20 protein-coding genes are annotated in these 19084 nt (G+C 70.1%); 12 read left to right on the forward strand and 8 right to left on the reverse strand.

Annotation, left to right across the window (positions count from 1 at the left end):
* Positions 1 to 132: 132 nt before the first annotated feature.
* The 10 genes from ABTZ94_RS10120 to ABTZ94_RS10165 all read left to right on the forward strand — a co-directional run bounded on the left by ABTZ94_RS10120 (position 133) and on the right by ABTZ94_RS10165 (position 9955).
* Positions 133 to 702: an SAF domain-containing protein gene (locus tag ABTZ94_RS10120; protein WP_351199373.1), complete on the forward strand. Its 570-nt coding sequence runs from the start codon at positions 133 to 135 to the stop codon at positions 700 to 702.
* A gap of 3 nt (positions 703 to 705) precedes the next feature.
* The gene (locus ABTZ94_RS10125; protein ID WP_351199376.1) at positions 706 to 1587 is read left to right on the forward strand and encodes a CpaE/TadZ family protein; all 882 of its coding nucleotides are present in this window, start codon (positions 706 to 708) and stop codon (positions 1585 to 1587) included.
* On the forward strand, positions 1580 to 3133 hold the full coding sequence (locus ABTZ94_RS10130) for a TadA family conjugal transfer-associated ATPase (RefSeq protein ID WP_351199378.1): 1554 nt from the start codon (positions 1580 to 1582) through the stop codon (positions 3131 to 3133). The genes ABTZ94_RS10125 and ABTZ94_RS10130 overlap by 8 nt, the downstream gene beginning before the upstream one ends.
* Positions 3130 to 4023 (forward strand): type II secretion system F family protein, encoded by an 894-nt coding sequence (locus ABTZ94_RS10135; protein WP_351199380.1) that lies wholly within the window; start codon positions 3130 to 3132, stop codon positions 4021 to 4023. The genes ABTZ94_RS10130 and ABTZ94_RS10135 overlap by 4 nt, the downstream gene beginning before the upstream one ends.
* Positions 4020 to 4937, forward strand: a complete 918-nt coding sequence (locus ABTZ94_RS10140) for a hypothetical protein (protein WP_351199382.1) — start codon at positions 4020 to 4022, stop codon at positions 4935 to 4937. The genes ABTZ94_RS10135 and ABTZ94_RS10140 overlap by 4 nt, the downstream gene beginning before the upstream one ends.
* A gap of 52 nt (positions 4938 to 4989) precedes the next feature.
* Entirely contained in the window at positions 4990 to 5220 is a 231-nt protein-coding gene (locus ABTZ94_RS10145) for a hypothetical protein (protein WP_351199384.1), read from the forward strand.
* Positions 5221 to 5295: 75 nt separating this feature from the next.
* On the forward strand, positions 5296 to 5649 hold the full coding sequence (locus ABTZ94_RS10150) for a TadE/TadG family type IV pilus assembly protein (RefSeq protein ID WP_351199386.1): 354 nt from the start codon (positions 5296 to 5298) through the stop codon (positions 5647 to 5649).
* A gap of 47 nt (positions 5650 to 5696) precedes the next feature.
* Positions 5697 to 6128 carry a hypothetical protein gene (locus ABTZ94_RS10155; RefSeq protein ID WP_351199388.1) on the forward strand — a complete coding sequence of 144 codons (432 nt, stop codon included), beginning with the start codon at positions 5697 to 5699 and terminating at the stop codon, positions 6126 to 6128.
* An 89-nt stretch (positions 6129 to 6217) separates the two neighbouring features.
* Positions 6218 to 6598: a pilus assembly protein TadG-related protein gene (locus ABTZ94_RS10160; protein WP_351199390.1), complete on the forward strand. Its 381-nt coding sequence runs from the start codon at positions 6218 to 6220 to the stop codon at positions 6596 to 6598.
* 6 nt (positions 6599 to 6604) lie between these two features.
* Entirely contained in the window at positions 6605 to 9955 is a 3351-nt protein-coding gene (locus ABTZ94_RS10165) for a LysM peptidoglycan-binding domain-containing protein (RefSeq protein WP_351199392.1), read from the forward strand.
* Between the two features lie 261 nt (positions 9956 to 10216).
* Here the strand turns inward: ABTZ94_RS10165 and ABTZ94_RS10170 are convergent, their stop codons facing one another.
* Together ABTZ94_RS10170 and ABTZ94_RS10175 are read right to left on the reverse strand one after the other, a co-directional pair.
* Positions 10217 to 10483, reverse strand: a complete 267-nt coding sequence (locus tag ABTZ94_RS10170) for a hypothetical protein (protein ID WP_351199394.1) — start codon at positions 10481 to 10483, stop codon at positions 10217 to 10219.
* A 32-nt stretch (positions 10484 to 10515) separates the two neighbouring features.
* Entirely contained in the window at positions 10516 to 10689 is a 174-nt protein-coding gene (locus tag ABTZ94_RS10175) for a hypothetical protein (RefSeq protein ID WP_351199396.1), read from the reverse strand.
* 63 nt (positions 10690 to 10752) lie between these two features.
* Between ABTZ94_RS10175 and ABTZ94_RS10180 the strand changes: the two genes are divergently transcribed.
* A complete protein-coding gene (locus tag ABTZ94_RS10180) occupies positions 10753 to 10944 on the forward strand; it encodes a hypothetical protein (protein WP_351199398.1) in 192 nt (63 codons plus the stop codon).
* Positions 10945 to 11008: 64 nt separating this feature from the next.
* Here the strand turns inward: ABTZ94_RS10180 and ABTZ94_RS10185 are convergent, their stop codons facing one another.
* The 6 genes from ABTZ94_RS10185 to ABTZ94_RS10210 all read right to left on the reverse strand — a co-directional run bounded on the left by ABTZ94_RS10185 (position 11009) and on the right by ABTZ94_RS10210 (position 17091).
* A complete protein-coding gene (locus ABTZ94_RS10185; protein WP_351199400.1) occupies positions 11009 to 12073 on the reverse strand; it encodes a Gfo/Idh/MocA family protein in 1065 nt (354 codons plus the stop codon).
* A complete protein-coding gene (locus ABTZ94_RS10190; protein ID WP_351199402.1) occupies positions 12070 to 13182 on the reverse strand; it encodes a DegT/DnrJ/EryC1/StrS family aminotransferase in 1113 nt (370 codons plus the stop codon). The genes ABTZ94_RS10185 and ABTZ94_RS10190 overlap by 4 nt, the downstream gene beginning before the upstream one ends.
* 54 nt (positions 13183 to 13236) lie before the next feature.
* Positions 13237 to 13749, reverse strand: a complete 513-nt coding sequence (locus ABTZ94_RS10195; RefSeq protein ID WP_351199404.1) for an NUDIX domain-containing protein — start codon at positions 13747 to 13749, stop codon at positions 13237 to 13239.
* A gap of 84 nt (positions 13750 to 13833) precedes the next feature.
* Complete coding sequence (locus ABTZ94_RS10200) at positions 13834 to 14703, reverse strand: phosphopantetheine-binding protein (RefSeq protein WP_351199406.1); 870 nt, start codon at positions 14701 to 14703, stop codon at positions 13834 to 13836.
* On the reverse strand, positions 14700 to 16100 hold the full coding sequence (locus ABTZ94_RS10205) for an NAD(P)/FAD-dependent oxidoreductase (protein WP_351199408.1): 1401 nt from the start codon (positions 16098 to 16100) through the stop codon (positions 14700 to 14702). Before ABTZ94_RS10205 ends, ABTZ94_RS10200 begins: the two co-directional genes overlap by 4 nt.
* Positions 16093 to 17091, reverse strand: a complete 999-nt coding sequence (locus tag ABTZ94_RS10210; protein ID WP_351199410.1) for a TauD/TfdA family dioxygenase — start codon at positions 17089 to 17091, stop codon at positions 16093 to 16095. Before ABTZ94_RS10210 ends, ABTZ94_RS10205 begins: the two co-directional genes overlap by 8 nt.
* 274 nt (positions 17092 to 17365) lie before the next feature.
* Between ABTZ94_RS10210 and ABTZ94_RS10215 the strand changes: the two genes are divergently transcribed.
* On the forward strand, positions 17366 to 18784 hold the full coding sequence (locus tag ABTZ94_RS10215; RefSeq protein WP_502967214.1) for an NsdA family TPR-like regulatory protein: 1419 nt from the start codon (positions 17366 to 17368) through the stop codon (positions 18782 to 18784).
* Positions 18785 to 19084: the final 300 nt, after the last annotated feature.

The following is a 19084-nucleotide window of genomic DNA, read 5'->3' on the forward strand; positions in this document are numbered from 1 at the left end:
AGCACCCGCATTCCGCAGGTCCCCTCTCCTTCCCCCGCAGCAGGAGCGGCGGCTGGACCGGGTGCGCCGCTGCGGCCCGAAACGCCGCTCGGCGGCGCTCCTGCACCCCGCAGGCGCAGGCGTTCTCTTCTCGTGGTGGGCGCGCTGTGCGTTTTGACGGGCAGTCTGGCGTTCAGCTGGATGCTGCGCAGCGCAGGCGACCGTGTCGAGGTCCTGGCGCTGGCCCGTGATGTTCCGGTGGGACAGGAGCTGGTGGCCGAGGACCTCGCCGTGGCGGCGCTGCCTGCGGATCCGGCGTTGGATCCGATCCCGGCCGGTGACAGGGAGAAGCTGATCGGGCGGCGGGCCGGCACCGATCTGAAGCAGGGCAGCCTGCTGACGTCTTCCCAGCTCGCCACCGGCAGTCTTCTGCGCGAGAGCGAGAACCTGGTCGCGCTGGCAGTGGAGCGGGGGCACGCACCGATCGAAGCGCTCGCGCCTGGCGACGTGGTGAAGGTTGTCTCGACTCCTGGGGCCGACGGCGAGGAGTCGAAGGCTCCGCCGGCCGAGATCGAGGCCCGTGTGGTGAAGGTCGGGCGTGCCAATGCCTCGGGTGCCGTCGTCGTGCAGGTCGCCGTACCCAGCGCCGACAGCTCTCTGCTCGCCGCGCGCTCGGCAACCGGCCGGGTGGCGGTCGTTTTGATCTCCAAGGGACGGGGCTGAGACATGTCGATGGTCGCGGTTGTTTCGGCGCACTCCTGCGGGGCGACAGTGACCTCGCTCGCGCTGGCCCTGGCCGGGGATCGCCCCACACTCCTGGCGGAGTGCGGGGCCACGGTGGGCTCGGTCCGGACGGGCTACCGGGTGGGCGAGTGGGGCGGGGAGGTGGGGCTGTGGCATCTGGCGCAGGCCGACCGGCAGGGCCAACTCCCCGAAGCTTTCGAGGCACACCTGCGCCGCTTGGACCGGGACGGCAACCGGTTGTGGCTGCCGGGTCTGACTGACCCACTGCAAGCCGCGGCGCTCGCGCAGACCTGGGAGCCGCTCGGCACGCTCCTGCAGACGATGGACCAGCACGCCGGCTACGACGTGATCGCCGACTGCGGGAGGGTTGTACTGAAACCGGGCGGGGTGCACACGTCGCTGTTCCCGGCCCCGTTGCTGTGGCGGGCTGACCTTGTACTCCTGGTGGTGCGCGACACGATCACGTCGGTAGCGCAGACCAGCCCTGTGGTGCGTGCGCTCAAGGAGGCGCTGGAGCAGCACGGCACCGGCGTGGACGCCCTGCGGCTGCTCCTGGTGAAGGACCAGGCGGGGAACCTGTCGTCCAACGAAATCGGGGCCCGGCTGCAGGTGCCGGTGGTGGCGGCACTTCCCTGGGACGAGAAGGCCGCTCGGCTGTTCACCCATGGATCGGCCCGAGCGCCAAAGCTGTCGGCGCTGTCCCTCGTCAAGCAGGCGCGGGAGGAGTCACGGCGAATCGAGATCGATGTCCGCACACGGCGTGTGCGGCTGGGGATGGCGCTGGCAGGGATGTCCTCCTCCGTGGTAACCGGACTCGTTCAGCGCCTCGCCTCGCATCGGGGGCGGGTGTCGGTCGATGGCTGACCAGCAGATCAACGGGCACAGCCGGGCCGCCTCCCCGCTGCAGGGTGTGCTGCGTCACGCGCTTCGGCCCAAGGACGAACAGGCTCCCGGTAGCCCGCCCTCAAGCCATGTGCCGGGCGGGCACCGTTCGCCGCCCGGCAAAGAGCCGGGGCCGGAGTCGACCGTGTACGTGGCGACTGCCCCTGGTGCCCTGCCGGTTGCCTGGTCGGTGATCAAGGCTCTGCAGGACGCAGTGGCCACCGACATCGTGGAAGCGGACGAGAAGCACCCGCTGCCGACGGAAGCCGACCGTGAGGAGCGGGCGGTGTCGATGGTGGCGCAGCGGGTTTCGGCATGGGCGGTGGCGCATGCCCGGTCTGCTGCCCCGCTCACCACTGGGCAGCTGAACCAGGTCCGTCAGGCGGTCCTGGACTCCATGCTCAAGGCCGGCCCGTTGCAGGCTTTCCTGGATGATCCGGATGTGGAGAACGTCGTGGTTCACGGCGACCGGACCACGGTGGACTACTACAACCGGCCGACCGAGGAGGTCGGTTCGGTCGCGGCGACGCATGAAGATCTCATTGACCTGGTCAACCGTCTCGCGCAGCGTTCCGGGCACGGCGAACGTCTGCTGTCGCCGGCCACGCCGATGGTTCACTTCCGGCTGCCCGACCGGTCGCGGGCCGTGGCGACCACGCTTTCGGGGCCGCCGTTCCTGGGTATCCGGCGTCACCGGGTCATGGATGCGCGCCTGCATGACCTCGTAGATCTCGGCATGATCAGCCCTGCGCTCGGCGCGTTCATCCATGCGGTGGTCCTGGCCAAGAAGTCGCTGCTGATCTCCGGGAACATGGGGGCGGGTAAGACCACGTTGCTGCGGTCGGCAGCGCGGGAGATCCCGGCCGGTGAGCGAGTGATCACGCTGGAGACGGACCGGGAGCTCTACCTCGATGAGGATCCGCCCACCGGCGCCCACTTCGTGGCCATGGAAGCGCGGGAGTCCAACGGTGAGGTCGGCCGGGACGGCCGGCTCTCCGGTCAGGTCACGATCGCGGACATGTATCCGACCACTTTGCGGATGCTGGCCAGCCGCGTGATCGTCGGTGAGGTCCGTGGTGTGGAGGCCGTCTCCATGCTGGACGCCATGAGCTCCGGTGGCCGCGGCTCGATGTGCACCTTGCATGCCGACTCGCCGCGGCTGGTGCTGCCGCGGCTCACCCAGCTGTGCCGTCCTGCCGGCATGGGCCGCGAGGAGATCCATGAGCTGATCGCGAACTCGGTGGACTTCATCGTCTATGTACAGCAGATCGACGAGACGGCCCGGGGTGGCCGGCGGCACCGGTTCGTCTCGCACTTGTGGCAGATCACCCCTGGCGAGGCCGGATCACCGTCGTTCACCGAGGTCTTCGCGCCCGATCCGGAATCCGGCGAACCGCGGGCTGTGCCGCAGCTACCGCCCAGCGGGGAGTGCATGGAGCAGCTGGTGGACATCGGGTTCGACCGGCGATGGCTGGAGCCGGTCCACGGCCGCTGGCACAAAGAACTGAAAGTGGTGAAGCAGCGATGAGTCTTGGCCAGCTGTCCCTGCTGGGGTTCGCGTGCGGGGTGTTGCTGCTGGGCGGGTTCGCCCTGATCTGGCGTGGCTGGCGTCCGGGCGAGGAGAACCCGGCCCGTCGCCCGTCGGCCTTGCGTGCTCGGATGGAGCAGGTCCGTGCGTCAATGCCTGATGCATGGGCACGGCGCTACCGGTGGATCGCACTTGGTGCGGGTATCGCGACCGTGGTGGTGTGGGTGGCGACCGGGCGGCCGGTCCATGGTCTGATCGCCGGCGCGGTCGTGCTCGGGTTCCCCTGGATCTGGCATCCGGCGTCAACGTCGGACCGGCAGATCGAGCGGCTTGAAGGGCTCGCGGAGTGGCTGCAGCAGCTCGTCAGCGTGCATGAGGCCGGGACGTCCCTGGAACAGGCGATCCGTGCCTCGGCGGCGCGGGCTCCGCTGGCGGTACGGGAACCGGTCCGGCTCCTGTCCGCACGGCTGCGGACGGGGGTCTCTCCTGCCCAGGCGTATACCGCGTTCGGTGAGGAACTCCGCGACGGGGACAGCGACAACGTGGTGCTTCTCTTCCTCAGCCACATCAAGGACCGAGGTGACGGACTCGGGTTCGCGCTGAGCGAGATGTCCGAGCTGACCGGTGCGCGTGCCAGGGCATTGCGCACAGTGGATGCCGACCGCGCCAAGGTCCGTACACAGACCCGCTGGGTGGGGATCATCTCTCTGATCCTGGCATCGGTGTTTGTGTTCAACCCCGACTACGGGGCGCCGTTCTGGACGGCTGGGGGACAGCTGTTCCTGATCGTGTGCGCAGGTGTGTTCGTCGCGGCGCTGGTGCTGCTGAGGGTGATCGCATCGGCTCCGCCCACCCCGCGGCTGCTGGTGTCCAGGAAGGCGGAATCATGATGATGCTGTCGACGCCAGCATTGCTGTGCGGCGCCATGGTGGGCGGCGGACTCGTCCTGGTCGCCCGTCAGCTGCTGCCCGGCCGCCCCGATCTGGGCGCGGTGCTGGACCGGATGGAGACGACCGAGATCTCCTCACCCCTCGCGGCCCCGGGCACTGACAGTTCGGTCCGCTCCCGGAGCGACACCCTGACGCTGCAGGTGGGCGCCGCAGTGCTGGCCCGCAACTCCGTTCCCATGGCAATCCCCCGCCGGGACCTGGACCTTCTGGGAATCCCGGTTGCCAAACACGTGGGTGACAAAGTCGTCGGGGCGGCCGGGGGGCTGGTACTGCCGCAGCTCGGCGGGGCGCTGCTCGCCCTGGCAGGGACAGGGGTGTCGCTGGCCGTCCCGCTGTTCGTGTCACTGGCGCTGGCAGCGTTCATGTGGTTCAGCGCCGACACGAACGTCAAGGCGAAGGCCCGCCGGGCACGCCGAGAGTTCAGGTACGGGGTGGCGTCCTTCATGGAGCGGGCGCGGCTGGAGCGTGGAGCGAAAGCGGGGGCTGAGGCTGCACTGCACCGGGCGGCGGCCGTGGGCGACACCTGGGTCCTGTCCAGGATCAGGTCCACGCTCGATCACGCGAAGCTGGCCGGTATCCCGCCGTGGGAAGCTCTCAAGACCCTGTCCGAGCAGCTGGACGTTCCCGAACTGGCTGCCCCTGCCGAGACGTTCTCCATGGCCGGCGGCGAAGGGTCGTCCATTCAGACCGCCCTGGGGAAGCAGGCCACCGCGCTGCGTGGCCGTCTGCTGACCGACGAGCAGGCCGAAGCGAACTCGGCATCCGAACGGTCCGTCATCCCAGGAACGATCATGTTCGCGGTGGTCATGGCGATCATCGCGTTTCCAGCCGGCTACATCCTGCTCAGCACCTGATCCACCAGCGGGTCCGCCCGCTCAGCACACATCAGATCAACGGAGGGGACAGATGAACCAGCACAACGAGGACACCAACGCGGGCGGCACCATCCGCCGGCGGATCCGCAAGGCCCTCACGGAGCGCCGCCAGGCGATGTTCGGTCCGCTGGGTGATCTCGGCATGGAAACACTGGAGAAGATGATCCTGGCAACTGTGGTCATCGGCTGCGCCGTGGCATTCGTCGCCGTGTTCGGCACGAAGTTCCAGGAACTCCTCGCCTCCTTCCAGGCGGCGTTCTAGCCGATGAGGCACCAGCCATCATCCGGGCGCCGCCGTCGGCGGGCCCGGACACGTGCAGCCGGGAGGGACGACGGGATGAGCACCCTGGAGCTCCTCATCGTCGCCCCTCCCCTGGTCCTGGTGCTCGCCGCCCTGCTGCAGGTGGGCCTGTACTACCTCGCCGAGAACAACGCCCACACCGCTGCCCGCAAGGGTGCGACCGCGGCCAGCGCGTACGAAGCGTCGCTCGCGGACGGGACCGACCGGGCCCGCCAGTGGATTACGCAGGTCGGCGTCGTCAAATCGGCGACGGTCTCCACGGCGGGCTCAACCGCGGACCGGGTCCGCATCACCGTGCGCGGCAACGTCTTCTCGATGGTGCCCGGTATGCAGCTGACGGTGGCACAGAGCGCCGAGCAGCCCGTCGAGCGGGCCGACGTGACGCCATGACCACATCCACACGGTGCGTGGCACCACGGGGGAAGAGGACAGGATCCGTGAGCAGAACCACGGGCGATCGGGGCAGTTACACCCTGGAGTCCTTGCTGTGCCTGATGGTGCTGCTCCCGGTCCTGGGCCTGATGGCGGCGTGGGGGCTCGCCGGGGTGTTCGACAGCTCGGTCGACAACGCCGCCGCCGCGGCGTCTCGCGCCGCCTCCCAGGCTCCGGACGCTGACACTGCGTCTCAGCGCGGCCGGGCCGCGGCCGAGGCAGCGCTCACCCAGGACAAGCGGAACTGCACCGCACGCCACATCAGCATCGACACCTCCGGGTTCTCCCGGCCTGTCGGCGAGCCCGCATCGGTGACCGCGACTGTCACCTGCACAATCCCGCTTGACCAGCTCGCGGTGCCGGGCCTGCCCGGCACCAAGACCCTCAAGGCCAGTTCCACCAGCGCCCTGGACCAGTACGCCGACCGGACGGAATAGAGACGATGCCGCCCGCACACCAACCACCAGGCCGGGGACGAGGACGTCGCGGCCGACAGCTGCGCGGACAGGACGACGGGTCGGTCACCATGTTCTGGCTCGTCTGCTCAGTCGCACTGATCGGCATGCTGGCCCTGCTCGTCGACGGCGGGGGCATCCTGCGGGCCAAGGCCCACGCCGATGACCTCGCCGCAGAAGCAGCCAGGTCCGCAGGCCAGCAGATCAACCTTTCCCAGGCGATTCCCGGCACCGCGATCGTCATCGATCCGGACGCAGCCCAGCAGGCCGCAGAGGCGTTCCTGTCCCAGGCAGGGGTCCACGGCACCGTCACCGTCAGCGCGGACGGTACCCACATCACGGTCGACGTCACCGGCACTTACACCACCGTGATGGTTTCGGCCGTCGGCTACACCGATGTACCGATCACCGGCCACAGCAGCGCCGAGCTCGTACGCCAGATGGAAGGCTGACCGCCCATGCCGCCCACACGTCTCCCCCTGCTCTGGGCCCGCGCCCTCGCCAGTCTGGCCGCCCTGACCCTGCTGGTCGTCGGCGCACCGTGGCTGCTGTTGCGCGCGGGAACCCTTCCTTCGGGCATCCCGAGCGCCGGCACCATCGGCGATGCCCTGACCGCACCGGACGACGGGCACGTGCTGTTCACCGTGCTCACCCTCGCCTGCTGGGCGCTGTGGGCATGGTTCGTGGTCTCCCTGGTCCTCGAAGCCGTATCCGTCCTCGGCCGGGCACGGCTGCCCCGGATCCGGGGGTTCGGGTCCGGGCAACGGCTGGCCGGCGTGCTGCTCGGCGGACTGCTCATGCTCCCGTCGGCGAACGCGTTCGCGGCAACCCCGGCCGCAGCCGCAACCGCCCCCGCACACATGCCTCTCCAAACAGGGCAGAGCCCGGCCTCCGCGGCCACGCCCGCTTCTCAGACCACCGGCCCCATTCACACCGTCGGCGCCACAGGTGAGACGGTCTGGGATCTCGCGGAGCAGTATCTCGGTGACGGCCGACGCCACACCGACATCCGGGCCCTCAACCCGGACCTTCAGCACGCGTTCCTCACCGAAGGAACCCGCGTCAGGCTGCCCGCCGACGCCCTCCTTCGCTCGGCCGCCACGCACGCTGAAGCCTCCGGTTCCGCCGCTTCCGGCAAGACCACCAACCGCGAACAGGACAAGGCAAAGGACTCCGCTTCATATACCGTCCGGCCTGGCGACTACCTGTCAAAGATCGCCGACGAACAGCTCGGTGACGGGGACCGGTGGCCCGAGCTGTATGAGGCGAACAAGGGCGAGGAGCAGCCGAACGGGCAGGTCTTCGACGATCCTGACCGGATCTATCCGGGCCAGGAGATCGCGCTGCCCGGCCGCGGCTCCGATTCTGTGGACAAGCCGCCCGCCCGGGAGGAACACGAATCATCGAAGCCGGCCGAGAAGGACCCTGCACCGCCGCCGCAGCCGGCCCCGGATGCCGAGCCGTCGGCGCCCGCCACCCCTTCCCCCGACCAGAGCCGGACGGCGGATCCGTCTGCCACGGTGACGCCCTCCCCCGCCGCGAAGACGCCGGCGCCCGGCAAACCGGCGCCGGAAGCCACCGCCGCCGAGGGCGAACAGACGACCACTGGGATGCGGGCCGGCATGGTCGGCCTGGGAGCCACCGGAGTCCTGGCCGCCGGACTGGTGGGCACCCTGGCCACCCGGCGGATCCTGCAGCAGCGCCGCCGCCGCCGCGGCCGCCGCATCCCGATGCCCTCCGGCCAGTCCGCCCTCACGGAAATCGCGCTGCGCAGCGCGGACGCTGGCGAGGAGCTGACCATGCTGGACCGGGCGCTGCGTACGGCGGCGGCGGCCCTTGCCGAGGAGAACCGGCGGCTTCCCGCCCTGGCCGCGGTGCAGCTCGGCATCGAGGGGGCCCGGCTGCACCTGGACGCGCCCGCCCCGGCGGTCGCCCCGTTCACCACCGATCCGTTGCAGAGCGCGGTGTGGTGGTGCCCGGCGGACTCCGGTGAACTGCTGCCCCCGCAGGAAAGCCGGGAGGTGGATCCGCCCTATCCGGGGCTGGTAGCGCTGGGCGAGGACGACCAGGGCGCGATCGTGCTCGTCGACCTGGAGCACACCGGCGCGCTCCATCTCACCGGCCGGCTGCGCGGCGAGGTCCTGCGGACCCTCGCGCTGACGCTGGCGCTCTCACCGCTCGCCGAGCAGCTCGACATCGCGGTGGCCGGAGAGGACACCGCTCCCGGACTGGCGATGCTGGACAGCGACCGGGTCACCCCGTATCCGGACCTGACCGACGCGGTACAGGCTCTGCAGGCCCATCGCGCGGAGCAGCAGCAGGCCCTGGACGGGCTCGGTGACGGGGGCGACGGTGCGGACATGCCCGTGGCGGAGATGGGCGGGCTGTGGCCGCTGGTCGTCGTCGCGGATCTGGATTCCTGCCCGGCACCCGAGGGAACCCGGGATGTGCTGTGGGAGGTGCTGGGTCAGCAGCCTCGGTCGGCGGTGGCCGTGGTCACGAGCAGCACCGCCGTGCCGGAGGCAGCGGGCGAGGCGTGGTCGGTGGATACGGATCTGCCGTACGTCACCGTTCCGGGCACCTCGGTCAGCGTCGCACTGTCGGTGTGCTCCGATACCGAGTACGCCGGCATCCTGGATGTCGCGCTGACCGCGGACGCACCCGGCGATGTACCCGCCCCGGCGCAGGGGCCGGCCGCAGCCGCGGAGTCCGTGGAAAGTCAGCAGCTCTCCCCCGTTGTCCCTTCGGAGACCAAGGCACCTTCCGCACGTGAGGCCGCCGAGCCGGCCGGCAGGCCGGGGCTGATGGCCGCGTTCGCCGACCTTGAGGACGACGGCACCGACGAGGACGAGGAAAACCCTGCCGCCCCGCCCGCCGGCCCGGAGAGCGTGCCCGGACCGGAGCCGCTGCCCACCGCATCACCGTCCCCCGGAACTCCCGTCCTGCCGTCGCTGTCCAGCCCCGCCCCCCGGGTCAGCTCGCGGATTCCCGACCCCGTCGGCCCGGAAGAGGCCACGCCCGCCCGCGACGCGGTTGTCCCTCTTCCTGAGCAGCCCGACGGATCCGGCGCCGCTGGCGGCCCGGACCGCCCGCTGGTGCAGGTCCTCGGGACAGTCGATCTCCTCGGCGCCAACGGCACCGTCAAGTCCAACCGGCGCACCCTCGCGCTGGAGATGACGGCCTGGCTGGTCCTTCACCCCGGGGCGAACCACCACCAGCTCGACGAGGTCCTCGCACCCGGCGGAATCGTCACCCGCGACACACGCAACACCCGCCTCGGAGACGTCCGCAGGTGGCTGGGCGCCGACGCACAGGGCAACAAGCACCTCCCCCACGTGAGCACCCAGCCCGACAAGCTCTACCGGCTGGCCGATGTGGACTGCGACTGGAACCACTTCCAGCAGCTGGCTCACTCCGGCCGAACCGCCGACGGCCCGGTCGGAGAGCAGCTGCTGCGCCAGGCGCTGGAACTCGTCCACGGCCGGCCGTTCTCCGGCATCCCGTCCCGCCGTTACGCGTGGGCGGAATCCCTGGCCCAGGAAATGATCTCCGGGATCGTGGACGCGGCCGACGACCTCGCGGAGCGGTACCTCGCCCGCGGGGACGCACGCGACGCCCTGTGGGCAGCCACCCGCGGCCTGACCGTCGCGCGGGAAATGGAATGTCTGTGGCGCCACAAGTTCCGGGCGCTGTCACTGCTCGGTGAAGAAGCCGCACTCGAATCGTCGGTCCGGCAGCTCGACGAACTTCTCCTGGAGCTGGGCTCGTCCATGGACGAGCAGACGGAGCAGGTGCTCCGCATGCTGTAGCAGGCCGGGCCGTCAGCTCCCTCTGCGCGAGGAACGACGGCCGAGGAGCGCCTCACCCGAGGCTGCGCGGGGTGCCGGTGAACGGCGCAGGCCCTGCACTTCCGAGCGAAGTGCAGGGCCTGCGCCGTATCGGCCAGTTACAGGAAAAGCGCACTGACCCAAATGCTGACCCAGCTGGAAAATTGCAGCTCAGCGCGTGCTGGCATACGGCTGTGCGCACCAGGGGTCGAGGTGTCCGGACGCGGCAGCGCACATGTCACGTCACGCCGATTCCTTCCGCTTGGACTTGGCGGCCTGACGCTCCTCGGACGCTTTGGCGAGCCATCCGGGGTCGGCTTTGTTGATGAGGTCACGAAGATGCTGGACGTTGATGCCTGACTCTCGGGCAACGGCGGAGACGTGGCCGTACTGCGTCGATTTCATGGCTTCGGTGACGGCAGCTTCGTACAGCTCGGTCCTGTAGCCGTCGGCAACCTTCTCTGCCTTCTCGACCCGTTTCCGCAGTGCTGCAAAGTCCGGTTTACTCATGGGAGCGAGAGTGACACACCAACCACCACACTTCAAGTTTCACTGAAAGTTTGGCCGCTGCTACGGCCTCCCTCGCTGATGTCCGAGTTCGCCGCTTCGACCACCACCCGGCAGGCCGGCGACTCCGCGCGCGACACGCGTGGGATGTGCAACTCCGTCATCGACGCGCGAATCAGTTCCATCACTGGCTGGTGAGAAAGCGTCATGGCCCCATGCTGCCCCCGGCAGCCCAGCCAGGAGCCCTGAACGGGAGAACGAGTGCGTGATTCGTGCCCGACCGCCGCACCGGCCTGTTCCGCCCCGGCCTGCGCGTCAAGGGCGTCCGACGCGCCCGGCGTCTTCGAACTCACCTGGGACGAAACGGCCGGGCCACCTGGCAGTACAGGCCGGAGATAGTCCGCGGCGCGCAGCACGTCGTCTGGCGCCGCATCAGCGGACACGACATCTTCACCGGCCCCTGACGGGCGGTGGCGGCGTTCCAATTGGAACGCGAGGGAGCGTTCGAGTCTCGGGTGGCGCGCGTGGTCAAGGAGATTCGAGTGCACTGCATCGTCGGTGCGCGGAGTGCGGCGTCTGCTTAAGGTCGGTGAGGGGCGGGACGGTTGTGGTGGCGCCGGTACGGGAGGCCTGGAGGGCTGCGTGGGCGGCGAGGACTGCGTGCAGGCCGTCGTGGAGGGTGGCGGTGCGGTGGCTGTGGCCGACGAGGATCAGGTCGCGGAAGGCTTCGTGTTCGGCGGCGAGGGGTTCTTGTTTGGGGATCGCATAACGGGTGACGTCGCCTTCGGTGACGCCGCGGAATGCGGCGAGCGCTTCCCATTGGGTGCGGGTGGAGCCGTTGGCCCAGTAGGAGAGGTCGGCGGTGAGGGTGTCGGCGACGAGGATGCCGTGGTCGCCGGTAACGACGGTGGTCCGTTCCTTGAGCGGGGAGACCCAGGTGACCTGATGGTGGGTGATGGTGCCGTCGGTCAGCTGCCCGAGGGCTGCGAGGAGATCTTCGTGGGGCCGCCCGCTGCGGTGGGCGGTGCGGGCGGCGATCGAGGTGTAGCGGGTGCCGGTGATCCACGCGGTCAGGTCGAGGTCGTGGGTGGCCAGGTCGTGGATGACACCGACGTCGGTGATCCGTACCGGGTAGGGGCCGGTGCGGCGGGTGGCGATGGAGAAGACGTCTCCGAGCTGGCCGGCTTCCAGCCGCTGGCGCAGCGCGATCAGTGCGGGGTTGAAGCGCTCGATGTATCCGACTGCGGCCGGGACTCCGGCGGTGTGGAATGCCTGGGCGAGCCGACGGGCTGAGTCGGGGTCACCGGCCAGCGGTTTCTCGATGAGGGTGGGGATGCCGGCGGCGGCGAGGGCGGTGCCCAGCGGTTCGTGCAGCAGCGTGGGGCAGGCCAGGACCGCGTAGTCGAGGCCGATCCGCAGCAGCGCATCCAGATCCCCCACCACGGGGATGCCGTCGGCGGCGCGGTAGCGGTCGCCGTGCGGATCGAGCGTGCCGACCAGCTCGACGCCGTCCAGGGTCTGCAGGACACGAGCGTGGTGGCGGCCCATCCGGCCCAGTCCGATCAGGCCAGACCGCAGCGCAGGGGCGCTCATGCGGCACGCTCCGTGGCATGGGCCAGTGCGATCACGGCGTGAGCGACGTCGTCGATCTGCGTGCCGGTCAGATCGGGGTGGACCGGAAGCGAGAGCACCTGCTGAGCGGCGGCTTCGGTGTGCGGGAGGTCGGCGGCAGTGGTGTAGGCGGGTGAGCGGTGGAGCGGGATGGGGTAGTGGATGCTGGTGCCGATCCCTGCCTGGTTCAGGTTCTGGGCGAACGTGTCGCGGTGGCCCAGGCCGGGGCCAATGCGGACGGTGTACTGGTGCCAGACGTGGCCGACTCCCTCTGCTGCGGTGGGCAGGGTCAGACCCGGCAGGCCGGTGAGGCGTTCGCCGAGCCGGGTCGCGTTCGCGCGGCGGCGTTCGGTCAGGGCCGGGAGTCGGCGGAGCTGGCTGCGGGCGATGGCGGCGTTCACGTCGTTCATCCGGGCGTTGGTGCCGACGATCTGGTGGTGGTAGCGCCGTTCCATGCCCTGGTTGCGCAGCAGCCGCAGCGTACGGGCCAGGGCCGGGTCGGCGGTGGTAATCAGGCCGCCCTCGATCGACTGCATGTTCTTGGTCGGGTAGAAGCTGAAGCATCCCGCGGTCCCGAAGGTGCTGGCCGGTCGGCCGGCGAGGGTCGCGCCGTGGGCCTGGGCGGCGTCCTCCACCAGAGCAAGATGGTGCCGCTGGGCAACGGCGGTGAGTTCGTCCATCGCGGCGGGGTGTCCGAAGAGGTGGACGGGGATCACCGCGGTGGTGCGTGGGGTGATCGCGGCCCGGACGGCGTCGGGGTCCAGGCAGAAGGTGTCCGGGGTGATGTCGGCGAAGACCGGGACGGCGCCAGCGAGGCGGACGGCGGCTGCTGTGGCGGCGAAGGTGAAGGAGGGCACGATCACCTCGTTGCCGGGGCCGATGCCCAGTGCGAGGAGGGTCAGCCACAGGGCGGAGGTCCCGGAGTTGACCGCGACGCACTGGCGGCCGTCGACCAGGTCCGCGAACTCGTTCTCGAAGGCAGCGACCTCGGGGCCCTGGACGAGGTGGCCGGATTCGAGGACGCGAACTGCGGCGGCGATGTCGGTCGCGTCCAGGCGCGGCGCGGCAGCCGGGATCGGTGGTGTGTGCACGACGGTGTTCCTTCCGGCAGACGCCTGTACGCCGACCGGAAGGGTGGCGGGGCGTCAAGTCTGGTGTGGGGTGGTGTCGAATCCGTGGTGCAGGTAGACGGTGGTGCCCTGGGTCAGGGCGCGGGAGCAGGCGTGCAGGCGGCGGGCCATGTGCGGGGCGAGGAGGGTGTCCCACTGTTCGGGGGTGGCCAGCCGCCATGCGGTGAGCTCGTCGGTGTCGAGGTGAATGCGTGTCTGGGCTTCGCGCTCGGTGATCGGGCCGCCGTCGAACAGGTAGTTGGCCAGCGGGGGGCGGCCGTCGCTCTGCTCGGGTACCCAGTCGACGGCCAGCAGACGGCCCGGCGTGAGGTCGATGCCGAGCTCTTCCTTGGCCTCGCGCTGAACTGTCTGCAGCGGGTCTTCTCCCGTGTCGAGTCCGCCGCCGGGGATCTCCCAGGTGTCGGTACGGTAGGACGGCTGGACCAGGAGAATGCGTCCGGCGGCGTCGTGGATGATGGCTCCGGCTCCGGAGATGTGCTTGGGCAGGGAGGCGTAGTACTCGGCGGGAGGAAGATGCGCGGTGCTCATGAGGCGGGACGCTAACCGCACCACCCGCACGGTCCGGGGCGCATCCCCGCTCTGGCACAGAATAGTGACAAACCGGTGTGATTCTCACTCCAGCGGCACGGCCTGGCTCTCAGCGGCCAGTTCGTCGCCGTCACGCCGGTAGGCACGCCAGCACGTGGTGCAGCGCAGCGATGGGTCCAGGGTGTGGCCACACCGGCACACCCAGCCCACCTGACGGGCCGGGTTCCCGATGACCAGGCCGTACGCGGGGACGTCCCGGAGCACGACTGCGCCCAGCGCGACCAGGGCGTGCGCGCCGACGGTGACTCCGGGGGCAATCACGGCCCCGGCGCCGATCGTCGCCCCGGTGTTGATGGTGACGGGGCGCCGGGTCCAGTCGTCGGGGCCCTTGCGCTGGCCGTCGGGGGTGGTGGCCCGCGGGGCCGGGTCCTCCAGGAGGAGAACGCCGGGGCAGATCATCGCCTCGTCGGCCACGCTCGCGCCGAACACGCCTGCGTAGTTGCCGATCTTCACGTGGTCGCCGATTGTGCTGCCGCTACCGACGAAAGAACCCTTGCCCAGGGTGCAGCTGGCGCCGACAACCGCGCCGTCAGCGATCTGAGCCTGATGCCACAGCCGTGTCCCCTCCCCGGCCCTCGCGCCGTCGTCGATCCACCCGAGTTCCGGTGAGGGTGAACGAGAGGGGAATTCCTGATCCATGGGGGTGCTCCGTTCGATGATGGCGGGCAAGCGGCGGGCCAGATCGGCAGGGGTGGCGGCGTCGGATAGGGCCCGGTCGGGGACGGGTATGCCGGTGGCCTGTTCGACGGCCACCACCAGGGCGAGGCGGTCCAGCGAGTCCAGCCCCAGGTCGCGGAAGTCAGTGTCCGGTCCCGGATCGGTGTGTTCGGGACGGATCTGCCGGACGGCGCGCAGAACCTTCTCCAGAAGGTCTGTGTCGAAGGCTGCGGTCATCGCAGAGCCTCAAGGCGGCGGGCGAGCGCGAACAGCGCGGGTACGGCCTCGATGACCGGGGCCCGCTCCCACAAGCGCCGCACCGCTGCCCCCGCCTTCGAGTCCTCGTCCAGCAGGGCGCGCAGCGCTAGGCCGGTGAAGGCGGCGAACTCGGCCTGCTGGGCGGGCGCAAGGTGCCCGCCCCCTTGCTGCAGGTGCTCCAGCAGTCCCTGGGCCGCGCCCTGGGCCAGGACGTCGTCGATGCGCGGGGCCACCATCGGCCGCAGCGCCCGGTATGGGTGGGCGTCCAGGCTGCCCGGTGCGGTGATCTCGTCGGCGACCAGTTCCGCCAGGCGCGGGGCCAGTAGCACCCCGCACCGGTAGGTGGCTGTCGCCACCAGGACCGACGATTCACCGGTGCGGCCGATCAGCGGCAGGTGGTCCAGGGTGTAGGGGCGAAGCCCCGTACGGGTGTCCAGAAGAGAGGCTGCTCCCAGACGCGGGTCCATGAGCGAGGCTGCGTCGGTGGCGAGCACGGCGACCTCGTCCAGGGCCGGGGGCTGTTCGGGGTCGGCGTCCAGAGTCAGCCGGTTCGTGCCGCCGAGATACAGGGCGCCGTCTGTGCGGGGGACCAGGTGGATGCCGCAGGCGAACGCGGCGTTCGGGGTCCGTACCACCTGCTCCGCCTCCACCGCAGGGGCGTTCAGACGTGCGCTCACCCCGCGGCCGGCCAGGATCGGTGGCACACCCAGCGGGCGGCCGCGCTCCGGCAGCAGCGCCGGGATGCCGCACCCCGCGGCCAGTACAACCTCCCGCGCCCGGACTGTTGCCCCGTCCGTACAGGCCACGGTGCCCACGCCGACCGCCGTGGCCGACTCGGAGATCCAGGTGGCACGGGGGTGCTGGTCGACGGCACGGGACAGGGCTTCCATCAGAGCCGCGCTGTCGACGCGGGCCTCGGTGGGCAGCCACAGAGCGCCCGCCGAGGAAGCGGGGGCGCACAGTGCGGGGATGCTCGACGCGTCGTGCTCCTCGACGTGGTGCCCGGCCGCCCGGGCGGCCGCCGCGATCGGGGCCAGGCTGAGGCGGCGGCCGGCCGGGGCGAGGACCCAGGTTCCGGCCGGGGCCTGGACGGTGCCGCCGCCCATGCCCTCGATCCGCTCCAGCCAGGCCGGGTAGGCATGGTGGGCGGCCAGCCGCTCGGCCGTCTCCAGCCCGGCCCGCTGCGCGTCCTGGTGCGGCTCCAGCTCGGAAAAGGTGGAGAGCATCGCACCGGCCGCGCGGGTGCCCTGCCCCCGGTGGGCGCCGGCACGCGGCCCCACCACGGTCACGTGCACGCCGCAGTGCAGCAGTTCGACGGCCACCGCGAGACCGACGACTCCGGTCCCCACCACGGCCACGTCCACCGGCTCACGCATTGCCCCGCCTCCCCACCGCGTTCAGGGTCTGGTGGGCGGGGGCGGCAGGGTCGAACGTCGCCTTGGCCTGCGTGATCCAGCGGCGGGTACCGTCCGCGAGGCCCTGCTGGTATCCGAGCGCGGTACGGCCGTGGGCGATACGCCGCTGGTCGACGACCAGCAGCTGCCCGCGCCCCAGAGTGACCGCGACGGTGGTTTCCGCCAGCGCCGCAGCAAAGCGCTCCAGCACCGCGGTGCGGCCGGCATTGCGCGGGTCGCGGAGCATCTTTCCCGCCCAGCGAACCCAGACCGGCTGTCCCTCCTCGTCCTCCAGCACGGGGAACGGCATTCGCCGCGCACCGACACCGCGCAGGTCCTCGGCCTGCCCCTCGAAGAACACCGGTTCCCTCAGCGCTTCGCGGTCGGCCTCATCCAGCCGGGCCATCGCGGCCCGGAGGTCCCCCAGCAGAGAGGCACCACCACCGGCCGGGTCGGCCCGGAGAACCAGCAGACTCGTGTACTCCGGAACGCACTCCACGTTCGGGGCGTCGATGTGCAGGGCCTGCGCGCCCGTGCCGCCGAACGACGCCGCGTCCTTTGCCGCGCTGGTCTCCTCCCCGATCCACAGCCAGCCATCGCCCTGCCGGATCGAGAAGAACGGGCAGCCGACCACGGCCAGCACACCGGCGGCAGCCACCTGCAGTTCCCCATCTTCCAGCGCGGCGGGCAGCGCCAGTAAGGCCCATCCCGGCGAGGACGGACGGCTACGGTCCAGCCGCTCGGCAAGCGCCCCCAGCAACACCTCCGCGCCACCACCGGTGAGTACCCTGCGGGCGGCCGCCACGTTCCCCGCACTCCACCGGTGCTCTTCCATCTGCGTCGTGCAGGCCGCGGCCAGCGCGACCGCGAGCGTCCTCGGCAACACCAGCCGGACCGGATCCTCAACCGGGACCGACTGCGCCTGCGCCACGGTCGCCGGGGCGACAGCGCTGGGCTCGGTGATCTGGGACATGAAAACCTCCCGTAAATGACGGATGCTGCTGCTTCCCCCGGCGGAGGGCCGCCGGGACATCCCTAGAACACACGCACGAAGCGGTGGCCGGAACCCGGTGAAGACCGGTACATAGCGGCGGCCACCGGCACTGTTCCCGGCGCGCTGCGGCAGGGCGACCGGCGGAAATCCGGTGCACGGCCCGTCGAATTCCGGTGAAGAACACGGGCCCATACCGTCGAATGCCCCGCGCACCTAATCTGAGAGGTTCGGAATCGAATGCGCGGAGGCACCTATGGGCCGGCCCCGGCTCGATCAGCGAGAACCCAATGAGCAACTGGTCCAGTGGCAGACCCGGGTGGGCATGACCAACGCAGCACTCGCCCGAGCCGTCACCAAACAGGCCAGGACTCAAGGGCACAGCGATATCAACCCCGACGAGTCAAGCGTGCGCAGATGGCGCAACGGCGAGGAACCCAGACACCCCGTACCCCAGCTCATCGCCGACGTGATCAGCGAACGAGCAGGCATATCCCTGTCCCCCGCCGACCTCGGCTTACCGGATCTCTCACCGGTGCCACAGGGGACCGGCCTTCCATGGCAGCCCGGCACCTCCATCCAGGCTCTACTCCACCTCACCCGGAGCGAAGTGATGCGTACGCACACACGCAACAGCGGCAGCGCCGCGCACGTACACAAGGGGAGCGCTCTCCTGGACCCGCTCCAGCAGTGGGCCACCGCCCCGGCATCCCCGATGACCGTGCCCGCCGGCCGCACGGGTGGACAGATCGGTGCAGCCGACGTCGAAGGCATCCGGGCCGTCACCGCGATGTACCGCGATGTCGACAACCGGCACGGCGGAGCCCTCTCCCGCAGGGCCGTCGTCGCACAGCTCAACGACGCCGTCTCCCTGCTCCACACCTGCACCTACACCGAAGCAACCGGCCGCGAACTGCTCTCAGCCGTCGCCGACCTCGGATCGGTGGCCGGCTGGATGAGCTTCGACGCAGACCACCACAGCAGCGCTCAAAAACTCTTCATCACCTCACTGCACGCCGCCGCCGAAGCCGGCGACAAGGCACTCGGCGCCCACATCCTGCAGTGCATGGCCCGCCAGATGTCACACCTCGAACGGTACGAAGACGCACTCGCCTTGGTCGACCTGGCCCAGTACGGAGCGCGCCGCCGCCTGTCACCGGCCACCTCTTCCATGCTGGCCAGCCTCGAAGCCCGCTTCCAGGCCATCCTGGGCAACCTCACCGACAGTGAAACAGCGGCTGGCCGGGCCGAGGACGCCTTCACCGGCATCGTCCCCGGCAACGAACCGACCCACATGACGTTCTTCGACACCGCTGAACTGTCCGCCACCATCGGCGTGGCCCATCAGATCGCCGCACGGCACAGCGAAGGCCCAGACCGTGCCCGCCGTGCGAAAGCCGGGGTTCACCTTATCCAGCATGCCCTCGAATCCCGCCCAAACCACCGCGTACGGAGCAAAGCATTCGATCACCTCGCTCTGGCCCGGACACATCTGACAGTCGGAGAACTCGAAGGCGCCCACCAGGAAACGATCCATGCCCTTGACCTGTTCGGAACGATCAACTCACACAGAGTCGGGGACCGGCTCACCGAACTGCACGACGAAGCACTGCCGTACGCCAAGAGCGCTCCGGCTATCGACCTCCGCGAACGGATCGCCCACGCCGTCAGGTGAGCACTGAACTCGTCTTGCTGGGGGTGGTGAGCCAGCCGCTGAGCGGATCGTCGTCGAGGATCCAGAAGCGATCCAGGAGACGGTCAGCCGGGTGTGCCAATTGGCACACCTTGCCCGAGAACTCGCCGGGTGGTGCGCTCCACCTCGGCACAGTCACGCGGAAGGGCCGGACTCCGAATTTTGGGAATCCGGCCCTTCCGATCACGCCGCAGCGTTTCCAGTGGAAACGTCAGGCCGCCAGGTCGACGAATCCAAGCTGCGTCATGATCTCGCTCGCGGTAGTCCACAGAGGGGGCGCAG

This window comes from Streptomyces sp. NPDC002785 (assembly GCF_040295565.1).
In the GTDB taxonomy this organism is placed as follows: domain Bacteria; phylum Actinomycetota; class Actinomycetes; order Streptomycetales; family Streptomycetaceae; genus Streptomyces.